Origin of the sequence: Nocardia sp. NPDC006982, assembly GCF_042869435.1 — a bacterium.
Lineage (GTDB): Bacteria > Actinomycetota > Actinomycetes > Mycobacteriales > Mycobacteriaceae > Nocardia.
In genome coordinates this window covers 1-16,094 of record NZ_JBIAFV010000037.1, presented here as the reverse complement: position 1 = coordinate 16,094, position 16,094 = coordinate 1, and the positions used below count along the sequence as shown (strand labels likewise).

Genomic DNA, 16,094 nt, shown 5'->3' with positions numbered 1-16,094 from the left:
GGTGCTCGCGCGGGAGGTGGACGCCTACCTCGATCATCTTGCGGTCGAGCGCGGCGCCGCCCGCAACACCCTCGGTGCGTACCGTCGCGATCTCGACCGGTATCGGGATTTCCTGACCGGGCACGGGATTACGGCGCTCGAGCAGGTTTCCGAATCCGATGTCGCGGAGTTCACGATGGTGCTGCGAGCGGGCGGAGAGACACATCCGCCCCTGGCCGCGAGTTCGGTCGCTCGTGCGCTGATCGCGGTGCGCGGGCTGCATCGCTTCGCCGCGGCGGAGGGTTTCACGAGTACCGATGTCGCACATGCGGTCAAGCCGCCGACCCCGGGGCGGCGGTTGCCGAAAGCGCTGCCGTACGACCAGGTGTTGCGGCTGTTGGAGGCGGCTGGCGGCGGGCTGATCGATGATGCGAATGGCGCCGGAAGCGATGGCGGGCCGCGCGGATTGCGCGATCGCGCGCTGCTCGAGCTGCTGTATTCGACCGGGGCGCGGATTTCGGAGATGGTCGGGCTCGATGTGGACGATCTCGATACCGAGGAACGCGCTGTTGTGTTGCACGGCAAGGGTGGCAAGCAGCGCATGGTTCCGATCGGCAGGCCCGCGCTGGCGGCAGTCGACGCATATCTGGTGCGAGGGAGGCCGGTGCTCGCCGCTAACGGGAAAGGCACTGCGGGCGCGCTGTTTCTGAATGCCCGCGGTGGTCGGTTGTCGCGGCAGAGTGCCTGGCAGGTCTTGCAGACCGCCGCCGAGCGGGCGGGCATCGGGGCTACCGTTTCGCCGCATACGCTGCGTCATTCCTTCGCAACGCATTTGCTCGACGGGGGTGCGGATGTGCGTGTGGTCCAAGAACTTCTGGGGCATGCGTCGGTGACGACCACTCAGATCTACACCTTGGTCACCGTGAACACGCTTCGTGAGGTTTGGGCAACCGCTCACCCCCGCGCCCGCTGACCCGCTGTGCTCCGGCGACCGCCGCGGAAGAATTGGGACCGTGGTCCGGTTGTGTCGATATGTCGAGATCGGGTGGGTCTCGGCATACCGACGTGAGGTGAGTTGGATGGCAAAGGCTTTCATCGTTCAGGAGCGCGATGTCGAGGCGGTGGCGCTGCCCGGTGGCGGATCGTTCCGGTTGCTCGAGGACAGCGAGAACACTGATGGGCTGTTCGGAGCGAATCGGCTCGTCCTGCAGGCGGGCGCGGATGGGACCAGACCGCACCATCACACGAAGTCCACGGAAATCTTCTACGTCCTGGACGGGACCATGGAATTCCTCGTCGACGGCGAACGGCACGCGGTCGCGAAGGGTGGTCTGGTGGTGGTTCCGCCGGGTACTGTCCATGCCTTCGGGGCGTCCGCGGACGGTCCCGCCGAGTTCTTCGCCGTACTCACACCGGGTATCGTCCGGTTCGAGTACTTCCGGCAGCTCGGTCGTATCGCTCGGGGTGAGGCGGATTGGGACAGCATGGATGAACTCCACGATCGGTTCGACGTCCATTTCGACGGTGGACCGGATTGGCGCTAGGGGAGTGGACGCCTGCGCAGGTAAACGTGGGCGTCGCGTGTCCGAGCGTGGGTCTTGCGCTGTCAAGCGGTAGCGTCTATCGAGAGCTGGACCGTACGAAAGCGAGGTCGGGCCTGATCGGCCTCGCTACGCTCGGGCAGAAGATGCCGGAGTCGGGCGAAGGCAACGGGCAGGAACGTATAAGGAGCAGCGGATCGTGACGACAGCCGGTGCGGCAGAGCCGCCGATGAGTGCTGGGGCGCAGCCGCTTACGGGTCCCCGGACGGGTCCGTACTCGGCCGCCGCGGCGGAAACGCTGTGGGGCGACGGCGTCGATCCCGTCCCCGACGATGCGACGCTCGGCCCGACCGGGCGCCCGCTGCGTGTCGTGCCCGACCCCCCGCCGGTCGAAAACCACGGTGATGCGCTGATCGTCGCGATGTGCAATCAGAAGGGTGGCGTCGGCAAGACCACCTCGACCATCAACCTGGGCGCTGCGCTCGCGGAGTTCGGGCGGCGGGTGTTGCTGGTCGACCTGGATCCGCAGGGTGCGCTGTCGGCGGGATTGGGTGTGGCCCACCACGATCTCGATCTGACCGTTCACAACCTGCTCATCGGATCCAAGGTCTCGATCGATGATGTCCTGATGGAGACCCGCGTCGAGAATCTGGACCTGCTGCCGAGCAATATCGATCTGTCCGCCGCGGAGATCCAGTTGGTCAACGAGGTCGGCCGGGAGCAGACACTGGGCCGCGCCCTGGAATCGGTGCGCGATCGCTACGACTACATCCTCATCGACTGCCAGCCGTCGCTCGGCCTGCTCACGGTGAATGCGCTGGCCTGTTCCGATGGCGTGATCATTCCGATGGAGTGCGAATACTTTTCGCTGCGCGGACTCGCCCTGCTCAACGACACCGTGGAGAAGGTGCGTGACCGCTTGAACCAGCGCCTGAGCCTGTACGGCATCGTTGTGACCATGTTCGATGCGCGGTTACTACATTCGCGTCAGGTGATGGCGCGCGTCGTCGAAGTGTTCGGCGACCTGGTGTACGACACGGCGATCGCGCGCACCGTACGTTTTCCGGACGCCAGCGTCGCGGGTGAACCCATCACCACGTGGGCACCGAAATCCAGTGGGGCCGAAGCATATCGGGCGATGGCGCGGGAAGTCATCCACCGGTCCGGCCGGTGATCGGCGGTACGGAACCGGCGCCATCGACGAACACGGATACGCTCGGCTCGGAGTCTGATGAGTTCGTCGATCGGGACTCCGACGCCGGGCGTGCCGCGTCGGCTGCGAACGACTCGGCCGCGGATGATCCGCCAGGCAGACCTGGCGGCGAGAGCGAGCCGACGGCCCAGACCTCCGGGTTCCAGCTGCGGCTGAGCAACTTCCAAGGGCCGTTCGATCTGCTGCTGAATCTGATCAGTTCGCGCAAGCTCGATGTCACCGAGGTCGCGTTGCATCAGGTGACCGACGAATTCATCGCCTACACAAAGGCTTTGACCGCCAGCATCGGGCAGCAGGCGTTGCGTGCGGACAAGATCCTGGATCAGACCACCGAATTCCTTGTCGTCGCGGCGACATTGCTGGATCTCAAAGCGGCGCGACTGCTGCCGTCGGGTGAGGTGACCGACGCCGAGGATCTCGAACTGCTCGAGGCACGCGATCTGCTCTTCGCACGGCTGCTGCAGTACCGCGCGTTCAAACAGGTCGCCGAGTTGCTCGGGGAACTGGAGGCGGTCGCGTTGCGACGCTACCCACGCGCGGTCGGGCTGGAGGAGCGATACGCCGACCTGCTGCCCGAGGTTAAGCTGGGAGTTGACGCAAACCAGTTCGCCGCGATCGCCGCGACGGCCTTCCGGCCTCGCCCGGCGCCGCGGGTTGGACTCGACCATCTGCACCAGCACGCCTTCTCGGTCGCCGAACAGGCCGCGCTCGTGCTCGAACAGCTCAAACTGCGCGGACCGGGCGGCTGGACGACCTTCGGCGAACTGGTCGCCGACTGTGATGTGCCGATCCAGATCGTCGCCCGCTTCCTGGCACTGCTCGAGCTGTACCGGGGCAAGACGATCGAGTTCGACCAGCCCGACCCGCTCGGCCCGCTCTCGATCAGCTGGACCGGCGACCCCAAGGACGAGACCGCCGACACCGTGACCATCGAGGAGGACTACGGGTGAGTGAGCGCACCGACGACGCGACACCCCTCGGGCACAACGGCATCGAGCATGACACCGGGGTCGTGGGCGAGCAGGTCGACGTGGACCGTGCAGTGATCGCCCGGGGCGGCGATGCATCGGGCGCGAGTGCGGCGGAATCGGGCGACGAGGCGGCATCGTCGAGTGATGAGCGCATCGAAGACGCCGCAGATGCGAGCGCGCCGGGATCCGACGGTAGTGCGGCGCTGAGTTCGATCGGCGGTGTCGCATCGGGCGCGAGCGCCGCAGAATCGAGCGTCGACAAGCCGGCGTCGAGTGTGCGCGATGAGTTCATCGAAGACGCTGCGGATGCAAGCGCCGACGGCAGTGCGGCGAATTCGAGCGGTGACGATGCCGGGGATGCGGCGACCTCGAACGGCACGGGAGCGGCGGCTGGAAGCAGTCGAATTGTCGAACCGGATACCTCGAGCGCGGGCGAGCCGAGCCTCAGCGGGCAGGCGTCGGGTGGAGTCCAAGGCATCGCGGGGCGCGCTGATACGCCACTGACGAGGGGTGCGGGCGAGGAGCCCGCAGTTGCGGCAGGTGCGACCGAGGCGATAAGCAGTCCGATCATCGACGCCGATTCCGCGGGCACAGCCGAGCCGAGCGTCAGCGAGCAGGTAGCGCCGGGCGCGGAGGATGGCGACGGCGTTGCTGGAGGACCGAGTGAGACGCGGCGGGGGAGTGGTAGGAACGACGCCCCGGCTTCTGTAAGTGCGACGAAGACCGCACGTGCGGCGAAGAACAAAAAAGACGCCGGCGCGGGTTCAGACGACGAAGTGGCGGAGTTCACGCCCGAACCGCTGGATGACGATGAATTCCGGTCGGCGTTGGAGGCGATGCTGCTCATTGTGGACGCTCCGGCCCCGGTAGAACTGCTGGCCGACGCGGTGCAGGACAAACCGGCGCGGGTGGAGCGGGCGCTGCACGAAATGGCGGCGGAACTGTCCGCGCGGGCCAGTGGCATCGATCTGCGTTTCGTGGGTGACGGGTGGCGCTTCTATACTCGCAGCGAGTACGCGCCGTATGTGGAACGGATGCTGCTCGACGGCGCCCGGTCGAAATTGACCAGGGCCGCTTTGGAAACATTGGCGGTGGTGGCATACCGCCAACCGGTGACCCGGACCAGGGTCAGCGCGGTGCGCGGCGTGAACGTCGACGGTGTGATGCGAACCCTGCTGGCTCGCGGATTGATCGCCGAGGCCGGGGTCGACCCGGAAACGAACGGCACGCAGTACTGCACGACCGAACTGTTCCTGGAGCGGATCGGACTCGCATCGCTGTCCGATCTTCCGCCACTGGCGCCCTTGCTGCCGGGCGTCGACCTGATCGACGAGATCAACGAGAGCTTGGACACGGACCCCCGTTACACCAGGTTGAAGAAACCCGCCGAGACCGATTTGGATCTCGGTACCGAAGAAGACTGACAGGACAAAATGAATACGCCCGCTCGCCGAGATGGCACACCGGATCGTAGGAACAGAAGCGACCAGCCCGGAAGGGGCGGCGCAGGCCGAAACGCACGCGACGCGCGTTCGGCACAACGGGGAGGTACGCAAAGGGGAAGTACGCCGCGCGGGGCCGGATGGGGAGGCTCCGAGCGCGGCTCCTCACAAGGTGGTTACCGGGGGAATGAACAGAGCGGCGGCGATCGCGGGGGCTACCGCGGTTCCGCACAAGGCGATCGCGGCTACCGCGATTCGTCGCACGGCGAGGGTGGCTATCGCGGATCGTCGCGTGGCTCGGACTACCGTGGCTCGTCGCAGAGCGATCAGCGTGGCTCCGCGCGTGGCGGCGGTTATCGCGGCGCCGCGCAGGGCGGCAGCGGATACGGTTCGTCCCCGGGCGGCTCCGATCGACGTGGCACGTCGCAGGGCGGCGGCTACCGCGGCTCGGCACAGGGGGACAGCCGCTATCGCGGTTCTTCCCAGGGCGACAGCGGTTATCGCGGCTCGTCGACGGGCGGCGGTTCCGATCAGCGTGGTTCGCGTGGCGACGCCTATCGCGGTGCCGCACAAGGCGGTTCGGGCCCGCGTGCCGCCGGTTCGCGCGGTTACACACCGGGAAGCTCTGCGCAGCAAGGCAATCCGTCGCATCGCCCGGCTTCGGCCGCGATGTCCGCGCCGGTCGGCAAGAAGACCAAGACTCCGAAGCCACAGAAGAAGGTTGTCGCCGCTCCGCTGCTGAGCAATGCCAAGCCAGCCAAGCGTCAGCATGTCGAGCAGCCCGCCGAGGGCGGCCACGAGAAGTTGCCGTGGGGCGAGGGCGAGCGGCTGCAGAAGGTGCTGGCCAAGGCCGGTGTCGCCTCGCGCCGCGCGGCCGAGGAGATGATCGCGCAGGGCCGGGTTGAGGTCGACGGCGCGATCGTCACCGAGCAGGGCTTGCGCATCGATCCGCAGCACGCGGTGGTTCGCGTCGACGGCACTCGCGTGATGGTGCGTGAGGAACTCGTCCACATCGCGCTGAACAAGCCGAAGGGCTGGCAGTCCACCATGTCCGACGATCTCGGCCGCCCCTGCGTCGGCGATATCGTCGCCGAGCGCATCGCGGCAGGTCAGCGCTTGTTCCACGTCGGCAGGCTGGATGCCGATACCGAGGGGCTGCTGCTGCTCACCAACGACGGCGACCTCGCGCACCGGCTCATGCACCCGTCCTTCCAGGTGGAGAAGACCTATTTGGCGACGGTCAACGGTGAAGTTCACAAGGGGATCGGCAAGCGCCTCAGGGACGGCGTCGAACTCGAGGACGGTCCGGCCAAGGTGGACAAGTTCCAGGTGCTGGAGATCAACGAGGGACGTTCGCTGGTCAAGATCGTGTTGCACGAAGGGCGCAAGCACATCGTGCGCCGGTTGCTCGACGCGGTCGGTCATCCGGTGACGCGGTTGGTGCGCACCAATATCGGTCCGGTCGCACTCGGCGACCAACGGCCCGGCACGCTGCGCGTGATCGGCCGCGATGAAGTCGGCAAACTTTACGAGGCGGTGTCGTTGTGAACGGTGTAGAGATTCCCGTGGAGGTCCCTGCGATGGTTGAAGGCACCACGCCGCTGGTCGTTGCCATGGACGGGCCTTCGGGCACGGGCAAGTCCAGTGTGTCGCGGCGACTGGCCACCCGGCTCGACGCCAGCTACCTCGACACCGGCGCGATGTACCGCGTCGCGACGCTGCGGGTGCTGCGCGCCAGTGTCGAGTTGACCGATTCGGCGGCCATCGGTGCCGCGGTCAAGGAACTGCCGCTGACCATCGGTACCGATCCCAGCCGTGAGCTGATCCTGCTCGACGGTGAGGATGTTTCCTCGGAGATCCGTGGCAATGCCGTCACCAAGGCGGTGTCCGCGGTGTCCGCCGTGGCCGAGGTGCGCGAGCTGCTCGTCGCGCTGCAGCGTGAAATCGCTTCCGCCGCACAGCGAATCGTGGTCGAGGGGCGTGATATCGGTACCGTCGTGCTGCCGGATGCCGACGCCAAGATCTACCTCACCGCCTCCGCCGAGGCCCGCGCGCAGCGGCGCAACCAGCAGAACATCGCCGAAGGCCGCGGCGACGACTACGAGGGTGTGCTCGCCGACGTGCAGCGTCGCGACACCCTCGACTCCACTCGCACGGTGTCCCCACTGCGTCCGGCCGACGACGCGGTGCAGGTCGACACCAGCGAACTGAATATGGATGAGGTCATCGACGAGCTGTATCGCGTTGTGGTGCGGCAGGTTTCGATCGGCCGGACAGGCAGGGCACAGTGAGTGAAGACGTTCTCGCCGGAGATGGCGTCTGGAGCGACGAAACCGATTGGGAGATAGCCGATCTCGACGGTGAGTTCGACGAGGGCGAACACCTCGCGATGCCGACGGTGGCGGTCGTCGGCCGCCCGAATGTCGGCAAATCGACCCTGGTGAACCGTATCCTCGGCCGTCGCGAAGCGGTCGTCGAGGACATTCCCGGCGTGACCCGCGACCGCATCTCCTATGAGGCGAACTGGGCGGGTCGCCGTTTCCTGGTGCAGGACACCGGTGGCTGGGAGCCCGATGCCAAGGGCCTGCAGCAGTCGGTCGCCCGCCAGGCCGAACTGGCCATGGAGACCGCCGACGCGATCCTGCTGGTGGTCGATGCCGTCGTCGGTGCGACGGCCACGGACGAGGCCGCGGTGAAGAAGCTGCGCCGCTCCAAGATTCCGGTGATCCTGGTCGCCAATAAGGTCGACGACGAACGCGTCGAGGCCGAGGCCGCCGCGCTGTGGTCGCTCGGTCTCGGTGAGCCGCGCATGGTCAGCGCCGCGCACGGCCGCGGCACCGGTGACCTGCTCGACGATGTTCTGGAAGTCCTCCCGGAGACCCCGCGTGAGGGCACCGGCGGTACCGGTCCGCGCCGGGTATCGTTGGTCGGCAAACCCAACGTCGGCAAGTCCAGCCTGCTCAACAAGCTCTCCGGTGATGAGCGTTCGGTCGTGCACGATGTCGCGGGCACGACCGTCGACCCGGTCGATTCGCTGGTCGAATTGGGCGGCAAGATCTGGAAATTCGTCGATACCGCAGGTCTGCGTCGCAAGGTCTCCCATGCCAGCGGCATGGAGTTCTATGCGTCGCTGCGCACCAAGGCGGCGCTGGAGGCCTCCGAGGTCGCGATCATGCTGATCGACGCCTCCGAGCCGATCACCGAACAGGACCTGCGGGTGATCAGCATGGTCGCGGACTCCGGTCGCGCGCTCGTGCTGGCCTTCAACAAGTGGGATCTGGTCGACGAGGACCGTCGCCTGCAACTCGACAAGGAAGTCGACCGGGATCTGGTCCGGGTGCCGTGGGCACAGCGCGTCAATATCTCCGCGCATACCGGCCGCGCCGTCCAAAAGCTCGTTCCCGCAATGGAAACCGCACTGGAATCCTGGGATAAGCGCATCCCGACCGGTCGGCTGAACAACTGGCTCAAGGAAGTCATCGCGGCGACACCGCCGCCGATGCGTGGTGGCCGATTGCCGCGCGTCCTGTTCGCCACGCAGGCCACTACCCGGCCGCCGACCTTCGTGCTCTTCACGACAGGGTTCTTGGAGGCGGGCTACCGCCGGTTCCTGGAGCGCCGACTGCGTGAGGAGTTCGGCTTCGACGGTTCTCCGGTTCGTATTTCGGTACGTGTGCGTGAGAAGCGGGAACGCCGGAAGTAGGCCCCTGGAACGGACGTCGTTGCTGAGCAACGACGTCCGTTGCCATTTGCCGTCAGCGGAACGCGGCGAGGTGGTCGGATACCCACTCGGCCAGGGAACGAGCGGGGCGACCAGTGATATCGGCGACGGTCGAGGAGATTTCGGGGCGGGGCGCGGCAAGCATCTCGGTGTAGCCGTCGAGGAGGACGTCGACGAAGGAGTCGGGAAAGGTGTCGTCGTCGAGTAGGCGCTGTCTGGCCTGGTCGCGGGTGAGTTCGGCCCAGCGCAGGGGACGCTCGAGTACTTCGCCGATGACCCTGACCTGCTCCGCCTGGGTGAGTACCTCTGGTCCGGTCAGCGTGTAAGTGGCTCCGGCATGGGCGTTTTCGGTGAGCGTCCGGGCCGCGACGGCCGCGATATCGGCCTCGTGGATCAGGCTCATCGGCAGGTCGCCGTGGCTACCGTGCACGATATCGCCAGTTCTGATCTCATCGGCCCACCAGAGGGTATTGACGGCGAAGGTGCTCGGGCGGAGCACCACCGATTCGATTCCGCAGCCGTGCACCAGCTTCTGCTGATCCTCGAAGCTGAGGTCCGGGATGCCGCCGGTGCCGAGAAAAACGATGCGCCGTGCGCGCTCGGCGATGAGATCGAGTGCCTTGGGCAGTTGTGCGCCGGTGTGCAGCGGCCACAGCAGGAAGACCGCGTCGATGTCGGCGAGGCAGGCGCGCAGCGTTTCGGGTTCGGACAGTTCGACGCGCACGACCTGCACGTCGGGCGGGAAATCGGCGGCCGCCGGGTTGCGGGTGCCCGCGCGCACGGTGTGACCGGCTGCGCGCAGTTGGGGGACGAGCTGGCTGCCGACGTTTCCAGTGGCGGCGAGGACGAGGATGTTCATGCCTCGATCCTGGCGCTACGGGAGCGAAATCAACCAGAGTAAGGTCTCATATTGCTGGAAACCGTCAGATTTGGAGGGTTTATGATGGATGCCGTCGAGAGGGGGATCATTCATGCGCTGCAGATCGACGGCAGGGCACCTTTCCGAACGATCGCCGAAGTTCTCGACGTCTCCGAGAACACCGTGGCACGTCGGTATCGTCAGCTGCGAAATACGCATGAACTCAGGGTGATCGGACTGGTGAACGGTCAGCGGCTCGGTTACGTCCAATGGACGATCCGGTTGCGCTGCACTCCCGACGCAGCCGGTTCCGTCGCGAAAGCCCTTGCGGCACGCGATGATACGTCGTTCGTGTATCTCCTCTCCGCTGGTACCGAGGTCTCCTGCACGGTGCAGACCCGCAGTATCGAAGAGCAGGAAGCTCTACTGCTGCATAAACTTCCACGCACCAGCCGAATCGTGGCCATGTCCGCGCACTTGCTGCTGCGTGGATTCGTGCTGCCCGACGGCTGGCAAGGTTCAGCCACACTGACACCCGACCAGGTCGAGCACCTCAGGCCCGCCCCCGTCGACCCCGACGACGGACCCCTTCATCTCGACGAAGGCGATAGGTCCCTGCTGCGCGCCCTCAACCACGACGGCCGCACCTCCTACTCCGACCTCACCGCCGCCACCCAGTGGACCGAAACCAAGGTGCGTCGCCGGATGGAAGCAATGCGCCGCAACGGAGTCCTGCAATTCCAGCTCGATATCCCCTCCGCTGCACTGGGATTCGGTACCGAGGCCCGACTCTGGATCGCCACACAGCCGGCCGCCACCGTCGCCGTCGGTGAGGCGCTGGCCCGCCACCGCGAAGTCTCCTTCGCCGCTGTCACCACCGGCGCTACCAATCTGGTCGCGGCGGTCAACTGCCGCGACCCTCGAGATCTCGGTCGCTACCTTACCGAGCGCATCGCCGAACTTCCCGGCATCGCCACGCTCGAAACCGCTCCGATCATTCGTACCGTCAAACGTGCGGGCTCCCTGCTCCTCTGACGTGTGCTGCGTCACGATGCCGAGTCGTGGTATCCGGCGTAAAATTCGTTAATTAGCGAAATACCGAAGGGAGGTGGATGTGCTCGACGAGTGCAAGGCATTGGCGAATGAGACCCGCTTGCGCATCCTGGCGTGGCTCAAGGATCCGGACGCGAACTTCCCAGCGCGGGGCGACGCCACCGGCGAGTTAGGGGTGTGCGTCGGTCTCATCCAGCAGAAGGCGGGGACCTCGGCATCGACCATCTCGGCACACCTCGCGATCCTGCAGCGCGCTGGATTTCTCTGCGCCACTAAACGCGGCCAGTGGACCTACTACCGCCGCGACGAAGCCCGCATCCGGGCCTTCACCGAAGAACTCAACCGCGTTCTCTGAGCTACGAAGGAAGTCTTATGCCCACCGCACTGTCGATCCTCGACTTGGCGTCGGTCGCACCCGGCAGCACCGCACGCGACAGCTTCGAGAACAGCGTCGCGCTGGCCAGGGCCGCCGAGCGCAGCGGCTATCGACGCGTCTGGTACGCCGAACATCACAACATGGGCTCGATCGCCTCCAGCGCCACCAGCGTGCTCATCGGTTACGTCGCCGCGCACACCGAGACCATTCGGCTCGGCGCAGGCGGCATCATGCTGCCCAATCACTCACCGCTGGTGATCGCGGAGCAGTTCGGCACGCTGGAGACGCTGTTCCCCGGGCGGATCGATCTCGGACTCGGCCGCGCGCCCGGCAGTGATCAGAAGACCATGTTCGCACTGCGCCGCAATCCTTCCTCGGCGGACACCTTTCCGCAGGATGTGCTGGAGCTACAGGGCTATCTGTCGGGCAACTCGCGAGTACCCGGTGTGCAGGCCGTGCCGCGCGCGGAAGGCATTGTGCCGCTTTACATTCTGGGGTCGTCACTATTCGGTGCGCAACTCGCCGCGCAGCTCGGCCTGCCGTATGCCTTCGCATCCCACTTCGCGCCGGACGCGCTGCACCAGGCGGTCGCCGTCTACCGCGACAGCTTCCGGCCGTCGGAGCAACTCGCCGAGCCGTATGTGATGGCCGGTGTCAATGTGTTCGCGGCCGAAGACCACGATGCGGCGGTGGCGCAGAAGACGATCTCCTACCGTGCTCGCGCGCGAGCCATGATTCGGCGTGGCGCGGCGGGCGCGGACTTCACCGACGAGGAGATCGATGCGTTCCTAGCCTCACCGAACGGCAGCCAGCTCAGCGCGATGACCCGATACACCGCGGTCGGCACACCCGCCGAAGTCCGTTCGTACCTGGTGGATTTCGCGGGCTCCATCGATGCGGACGAACTCATCGTCGCCCACCACGCCACCGAAATCGATGACCGACTCCGCTCGGTCGAACTCACCGGCGGTCTGATCACCGAGCCGGTCGCTCGCTAACTCAATGAGCCGCCCACGATCAGATTCGCGGTGATGGTGCCGTCGGCTTCCTTATTTCCGTAGACGACGACCGCGGCCCCGACCGTAACATCCGACACGCTATTGCCGGCTAGGACAAGTACCTGGGTATTGGTGTTGACACGAACGTTCGTCGTGGCACCCAATATCCCTTGCACCGCAAGCGTTTTGCCGTCGTTGGCAGTGACCTTGCCGATGGTCAGCCCCCGACCGACCTGGACCGCGTTCGCCGGGGCGGCGGTGGCCGCCGCTGATCCGCCGGTTGCCGAATCTCGGACCGGTGTCGAACCGATCGACGCGACGGAGAGGTAGGCCACCAACGACAACAGGACCGCGAAGCTGGTTCCGATGAGCATGCCGAGGTCGGGATAGTGCTGCCCTCGCTTCGAGGGAAGCGTGATGGCGGTGAGAATCACCGGGTCGATGGCCAGCTCCGCGCCGCCGCTGGACTCCTTGCTCGGGAGGCCCTTGGGCTGGTTCGACCACGGCGTGGCCGGGGGACTCATAGCTTCAACGTTATTTAACCGAAGGCGAATGCCTATCACCATTGGCGGGAGCACTTTGCTGCCGGTTGACACGCTGAGCGGGTCGGGGTGCTGCTGAGGGGCGGGACCTGGCATTATCCGTTTATGGTCATTCCCAGCGTGCTGCCGGAACGCCCTACCGTCGGATCCCCGTTCGAGACCGGCTGGCCGGTCCGCCTCGCCGATACGGACCGGGACCAGCGTCTGCGCCTCGACGCCATCGCCCGCTACCTGCAGGACATCGGCTTCGAACACCTCGAAGCCGTCGAGGACGGTGACATCCACCGCGGCTGGGTGGTCCGCCGCACCGTCATCGACGTCCTCAAGCCCATCGAATTCGGCGAGCACCTCACCCTGCGCCGCTGGTGCTCGGCCCTGTCGAACCGCTGGTGCAATATGCGCGTGCAGATCTGTGGCAGCAACGGCGGTCTGGTCGAAACCGAAGGATTCCTGATCCATTTCGGCACCGAATCCGGCGTGCCCGCGCGCATGAGCGACCGCTTCATGGCACCCATGCTCGCCAGCACCACCGAACATCGCCTGCGCTGGAAAGCCGCACTCACCGACCCGCTACCCACCGGCCCAGACGTCCAGGAATTGCCCTTCCCCTTGCGCGTCGCCGATTTCGACTGGCTCGACCACGTCAACAACGCGGTTTACCTCAGCGCCTTGGAAGAACTCCTCGCCACCCACACCGATCTCACCTCCGGCCCGCACCGCACCGTCATCGAATACACCAAACCGCTGACGGCAGGCGAGCAGGTCCGCGTAATCGGCCGCCGCACCGGCAGCACCCTCGACGCCTGGTTCGCCGTAGCCGACGACCCCCGAGCCACCGCCCGCATCACCCCACGCTGACTCCCGCCCCACCCACCACACCGATAACCAGGCGATTCGGCGTCTGGGCGCCCGCTGAGGTAATCTTTCCGAGCGCCCGAACACCAGGCGCAACGGGCTGTGGCGCAGCTTGGTAGCGCACCTGACTGGGGGTCAGGTGGTCGCAGGTTCAAATCCTGTCAGCCCGACCAGGTCAGAGGCGGTTTCCGCCCTCGGTGGCACGTTCTCGGACACGCTAGTGTGCCAAGAACGTGCCAACGTGTGGGGAGCGGGGTTTTCAAGTCACCCGAAGAGCGCAGCGCCCGCCGCGCGCAAATCCTCCGGCTGGGCGTCGCTGTAGATGCTCAGGGAGACCGCAGGGTCGTGGCCGTGCCAGGCCGCGACGATGTGCACCGGAATGCCCAGCGCCAACATCAGACTTACGCTGGAGTTCCGCAGTCCCTTGAGTGGGATCCGACGGAGCCCGGCGCGTTCTCGCAGCCGGTGAAAGGTGTCCGAGTAGTACTCCGGCCGGATCGGGGCTCCCGTTTCGTCTACCGCGATCAGCCGGTCATCGGACCATGGGATGCCGAGTGCCGAGCATTCGGCTTTCTGGAGCGCCTTGAGGCGATTGAGTGCCTCCGCTAGATCAGGGGGCGGTGGAAGGTCGCGACGGCCGCGCCGGGATTTCGGCAAGTTTTCTTCGGTTTCCTTGCCGATGGCGACCCGGCCCCGACGCACGCGCAGTGCGGATTCATCGAAGCGTGTCCACCGCATGCCGAGTACTTCGGAGCGCCGTGCGCCATAGCAGGACAACAGCCAGCAGGCGTACAGCCGTTCGCCGCGTACGGACTCGCGGAAGGTCTCGACCTCCGCCAGCGTCCATGACTTCGACTGTTCGTCGTCGTCTTCGCTGAAGTCGTCGGTGGGCCGCTCCACGAGCGCGATCACATTGCGCGGCAAGGCTCCCTGATCGACGTAGGACTGCACGACCATACCGAAGGCGGTCAATGTAGCCCGCACCGTCACCGGTTTGACGCCGCTGGGAGCCTTATCGGTCTCGGCTGCCTCCGCCGGGATGTACACCGCTCGTCGGGGTCGCGTTACACGTCCCGATCGGATTAGCCCTGACAAGCACGTGTGGATATCCTTGTCCGGGAATGCCGCTTTGATTCTCGCCGCCGTGATGCCTTCCGGGTGCTGAGCGATCAGTTCGGCTACCTGCGACATCAGGCTGTCCGGTCGGTAATGGCGGGGATCGACACGACCTTCGGTCAGCATCCATTCCACGAGTGCGTCCCCGTCGGCCTTGGTGAGCTGGCGCAGTTTCTTGCCACCCATGTGCCGCCGGACGGGCTTGAGATCGTTGCGGTAGCCCTGAAGCGTGATTCGGCGGATACCGCGTCGGCTGTGAAGCCATTGGTCGCACGCTTCGTCCACGGTGATGTCCAGGAGTTTGACGTACGTGCCAGCGGTGACTTCGGTTGTGATCCGGCGGTACTCACGTCGTGCCTCGGTCAGAGTGCTGTAGGTGAACCGCTGGCGGTCCCGCTTGCCGTTTGGTTTGGTGCCGACGTCGATTTGGAATGTGTAGGTCACAGAGCCGTTCCTGGCGGTGCGTTTGTCGATCGGTTCGGCGCGGCGTGCACTGTTCTCGGGTGGGATCCCTTTGGTCATATCGGGTGTACCTCCTTATATACGTTGCCAATTCGACATTCGGGGGAGTGAACGGCGGCAAAGGATCGCGGGTCGACGGTCGATCACAGCTACTCGTAGCGCTGCTAGCCGTGGTTGCTCTCGCTCGACGCAATCGGAGACGGTGACGGCGGCTATGATTGGCGCGGGAGCACTTGAAGCGGCGGGAGCGCGAGTTGGGGTCGAGTGCGATCGCCCTGCTCGATGAGCTACCGCCGCAGCGTAGTTTTTCCGGCGGCTGTCTACGCCTACTCGGAAGAACCGTTGTGCTTGAACATCACTCAGTTGCGCCCCATGCGAGCAGTTGTTGCGGTTGGCTGCTTTGATGGCTTGGTCTGTGTGGTGACGGTGTCAGCGCAACGTCGTGGGCATCGGTGGTGGGTAGCGGAGGTGTCGTCTCGGCACGGGCGGTGAAAGGCCGTCAGTGGTAGTGACGGCCTGTGAACGCGGCAGGAAGTGCTGGCGTCCTACTCGGTGTCGTTGTCTCCTGGTGCGGCTTGCAACTGGAGCATTTGGCGAATCCATCGCGACGGGATTCGCACACGGTTGCCGACTCGAATAGCCGGCACCTCACCTGACTTCACCGCCGCGTAGACAGTGGACCTGCCGACACCTAGGAGCCGGGCTGCATCGGGGACCGATACGGTCGGCTCGTTCAGCAGATGCTGCAGTATGTCCTCAGCAGAGAGAGTATTTTTCCGGTTCAAGTTACGGCCTCGAATCACAGGCCGATCCGTGAGTCATCCCTTGGTGCAATAGAACCGGATTCGAGGCGAATGCGCCAGTCTCAATTGTGTCCGTGGCCATGAGAAAGTGGCTCTGGCACACTTTCGGTGCAGCGGTTCAGCAATCGCATTGCGGCGCTGATGATTCCGATGTAGATGCTGC

The 16,094-nt window shown here is 65.5% G+C and carries 15 protein-coding genes, 1 tRNA gene and 1 pseudogene; 13 read left to right on the top strand and 4 right to left on the bottom strand.

Annotated elements, in window-relative coordinates:
* Position 1: 1 nt before the first annotated feature.
* From xerD to der, 8 genes and pseudogenes are all read left to right on the top strand, one after another.
* Positions 2-952: a site-specific tyrosine recombinase XerD gene (xerD, locus tag ACFYOW_RS47400; protein WP_387298417.1), complete on the top strand. Its 951-nt coding sequence runs from the start codon at positions 2-4 to the stop codon at positions 950-952.
* A gap of 106 nt (positions 953-1,058) precedes the next feature.
* Positions 1,059-1,523: a cupin domain-containing protein gene (locus ACFYOW_RS47395; protein ID WP_387298415.1), complete on the top strand. Its 465-nt coding sequence runs from the start codon at positions 1,059-1,061 to the stop codon at positions 1,521-1,523.
* A gap of 226 nt (positions 1,524-1,749) precedes the next feature.
* Entirely contained in the window at positions 1,750-2,694 is a 945-nt protein-coding gene (locus ACFYOW_RS47390) for a ParA family protein (protein ID WP_387298441.1), read from the top strand.
* 185 nt (positions 2,695-2,879) lie between these two features.
* Positions 2,880-3,683, top strand: coding sequence for a segregation and condensation protein A (locus tag ACFYOW_RS47385; RefSeq protein WP_387298439.1), 804 nt, complete (start codon positions 2,880-2,882; stop codon positions 3,681-3,683).
* Positions 3,684-4,480: 797 nt separating this feature from the next.
* On the top strand, positions 4,481-5,128 hold the full coding sequence (scpB, locus tag ACFYOW_RS47380) for an SMC-Scp complex subunit ScpB (RefSeq protein WP_387298437.1): 648 nt from the start codon (positions 4,481-4,483) through the stop codon (positions 5,126-5,128).
* A 663-nt stretch (positions 5,129-5,791) separates the two neighbouring features.
* A pseudogene (locus tag ACFYOW_RS47375) lies at positions 5,792-6,694 on the top strand (pseudouridine synthase); the annotation flags it as partial.
* A gap of 32 nt (positions 6,695-6,726) precedes the next feature.
* Positions 6,727-7,437 (top strand): (d)CMP kinase, encoded by a 711-nt coding sequence (cmk, locus tag ACFYOW_RS47370; protein ID WP_387298413.1) that lies wholly within the window; start codon positions 6,727-6,729, stop codon positions 7,435-7,437.
* The gene (gene der / locus ACFYOW_RS47365) at positions 7,434-8,849 is read left to right on the top strand and encodes a ribosome biogenesis GTPase Der (RefSeq protein WP_387298411.1); all 1,416 of its coding nucleotides are present in this window, start codon (positions 7,434-7,436) and stop codon (positions 8,847-8,849) included. The genes cmk and der overlap by 4 nt, the downstream gene beginning before the upstream one ends.
* Positions 8,850-8,901: 52 nt before the next feature.
* Here the strand turns inward: der and ACFYOW_RS47360 are convergent, their stop codons facing one another.
* Positions 8,902-9,726, bottom strand: coding sequence for an SDR family oxidoreductase (locus ACFYOW_RS47360; protein ID WP_387298409.1), 825 nt, complete (start codon positions 9,724-9,726; stop codon positions 8,902-8,904).
* A gap of 81 nt (positions 9,727-9,807) precedes the next feature.
* Here ACFYOW_RS47360 and ACFYOW_RS47355 point away from each other — a divergent pair, with 81 nt between their 5' ends.
* The 3 genes from ACFYOW_RS47355 to ACFYOW_RS47345 all read left to right on the top strand — a co-directional run bounded on the left by ACFYOW_RS47355 (position 9,808) and on the right by ACFYOW_RS47345 (position 12,153).
* Entirely contained in the window at positions 9,808-10,761 is a 954-nt protein-coding gene (locus ACFYOW_RS47355; RefSeq protein ID WP_387298407.1) for an Lrp/AsnC family transcriptional regulator, read from the top strand.
* Between the two features lie 73 nt (positions 10,762-10,834).
* Positions 10,835-11,134, top strand: coding sequence for an ArsR/SmtB family transcription factor (locus tag ACFYOW_RS47350; protein ID WP_387298405.1), 300 nt, complete (start codon positions 10,835-10,837; stop codon positions 11,132-11,134).
* 17 nt (positions 11,135-11,151) lie between these two features.
* The gene (locus ACFYOW_RS47345; RefSeq protein WP_387298403.1) at positions 11,152-12,153 is read left to right on the top strand and encodes an LLM class flavin-dependent oxidoreductase; all 1,002 of its coding nucleotides are present in this window, start codon (positions 11,152-11,154) and stop codon (positions 12,151-12,153) included.
* On the opposite strand, the gene ACFYOW_RS47340 is transcribed toward ACFYOW_RS47345, so the two are convergent.
* On the bottom strand, positions 12,150-12,677 hold the full coding sequence (locus ACFYOW_RS47340; protein ID WP_387298401.1) for a hypothetical protein: 528 nt from the start codon (positions 12,675-12,677) through the stop codon (positions 12,150-12,152). The genes ACFYOW_RS47345 and ACFYOW_RS47340 overlap by 4 nt on opposite strands.
* Before the next feature lie 123 nt (positions 12,678-12,800).
* Here ACFYOW_RS47340 and ACFYOW_RS47335 point away from each other — a divergent pair, with 123 nt between their 5' ends.
* Together ACFYOW_RS47335 and ACFYOW_RS47330 are read left to right on the top strand one after the other, a co-directional pair.
* Positions 12,801-13,553: an acyl-[acyl-carrier-protein] thioesterase gene (locus ACFYOW_RS47335; RefSeq protein ID WP_387298399.1), complete on the top strand. Its 753-nt coding sequence runs from the start codon at positions 12,801-12,803 to the stop codon at positions 13,551-13,553.
* Positions 13,554-13,646: 93 nt separating this feature from the next.
* Positions 13,647-13,723, top strand: a tRNA-Pro gene (locus tag ACFYOW_RS47330).
* Between the two features lie 91 nt (positions 13,724-13,814).
* Here the strand turns inward: ACFYOW_RS47330 and ACFYOW_RS47325 are convergent.
* Both ACFYOW_RS47325 and ACFYOW_RS47320 read right to left on the bottom strand, forming a co-directional pair.
* Positions 13,815-15,188, bottom strand: coding sequence for a site-specific integrase (locus tag ACFYOW_RS47325; RefSeq protein ID WP_387298397.1), 1,374 nt, complete (start codon positions 15,186-15,188; stop codon positions 13,815-13,817).
* A gap of 485 nt (positions 15,189-15,673) precedes the next feature.
* Complete coding sequence (locus tag ACFYOW_RS47320) at positions 15,674-15,931, bottom strand: helix-turn-helix domain-containing protein (protein WP_387298395.1); 258 nt, start codon at positions 15,929-15,931, stop codon at positions 15,674-15,676.
* Between the last annotated feature and the right edge of the window lie 163 nt (positions 15,932-16,094).

What these genes read in the sequence shown, in the direction of transcription:
- ACFYOW_RS47355 (WP_387298407.1), top strand. Translation starts at nt 9,808, where the DNA reads ATGATGGATGCCGTCGAGAGGGGGATCATTCATGCGCTGCAGATCGAC.
- cmk (WP_387298413.1), top strand. Translation starts at nt 6,727, where the DNA reads ATGGTTGAAGGCACCACGCCGCTGGTCGTTGCCATGGACGGGCCTTCG.
- ACFYOW_RS47390 (WP_387298441.1), top strand. Translation starts at nt 1,750, where the DNA reads ATGAGTGCTGGGGCGCAGCCGCTTACGGGTCCCCGGACGGGTCCGTAC.
- ACFYOW_RS47360 (WP_387298409.1), bottom strand. Translation starts at nt 9,726, where the DNA reads ATGAACATCCTCGTCCTCGCCGCCACTGGAAACGTCGGCAGCCAGCTC.
- ACFYOW_RS47345 (WP_387298403.1), top strand. Translation starts at nt 11,152, where the DNA reads ATGCCCACCGCACTGTCGATCCTCGACTTGGCGTCGGTCGCACCCGGC.
- ACFYOW_RS47395 (WP_387298415.1), top strand. Translation starts at nt 1,059, where the DNA reads ATGGCAAAGGCTTTCATCGTTCAGGAGCGCGATGTCGAGGCGGTGGCG.
- ACFYOW_RS47335 (WP_387298399.1), top strand. Translation starts at nt 12,801, where the DNA reads ATGGTCATTCCCAGCGTGCTGCCGGAACGCCCTACCGTCGGATCCCCG.
- ACFYOW_RS47340 (WP_387298401.1), bottom strand. Translation starts at nt 12,677, where the DNA reads ATGAGTCCCCCGGCCACGCCGTGGTCGAACCAGCCCAAGGGCCTCCCG.
- ACFYOW_RS47325 (WP_387298397.1), bottom strand. Translation starts at nt 15,188, where the DNA reads ATGACCAAAGGGATCCCACCCGAGAACAGTGCACGCCGCGCCGAACCG.